Origin of the sequence: Streptomyces sp. BE303 (assembly GCF_036290945.1) — a bacterium.
Taxonomy (GTDB): domain Bacteria; phylum Actinomycetota; class Actinomycetes; order Streptomycetales; family Streptomycetaceae; genus Kitasatospora.
In genome coordinates this window covers 1-332 of the sequence record NZ_JAQYWZ010000282.1, presented here as the reverse complement: position 1 = coordinate 332, position 332 = coordinate 1, and the positions used below count along the sequence as shown (strand labels likewise).

Below are 332 nucleotides of genomic sequence, written 5' to 3'. Positions count from 1 at the left end.
GCAGACCCTAAACCAGGCCGTCGAGTCGCTCACCACCGTCCCCGCCCGCCTGCTCGGCCTCGCAGACTCGGGCGGCACGCTGGAACCCGGCAAGAACGCCGACATCGTGGGGCGCGACACCGCCTCCCCCGCCCTCGTCGCCGTCCTGCGCCGCGGCGGGGGGCGCGCCGGCGCCGACCGCGTCGCCCCGCTCGTGTCCCCCAGCCCCGCCCGGACCCGCCGGTGTCCGCCTGCGCCCGCCGGCACGGTGAGCGTGATCGTGTTCGCCCCCGCCTGGAGCGGCGGGGTTATGTACGTCGTGTACCAGGAGGCCGCCGGCTCCTTCCCCGGCG

Annotated in this window: 1 protein-coding gene; it reads left to right on the top strand. The window is 77.4% G+C overall.

Features of this window, described 5'->3' with window-relative positions; genetic code table 11:
* The coding region (locus tag PUR56_RS02270; protein WP_329947623.1) for an amidohydrolase family protein at nucleotides 1–332 on the top strand (332 nt) is incomplete at both ends.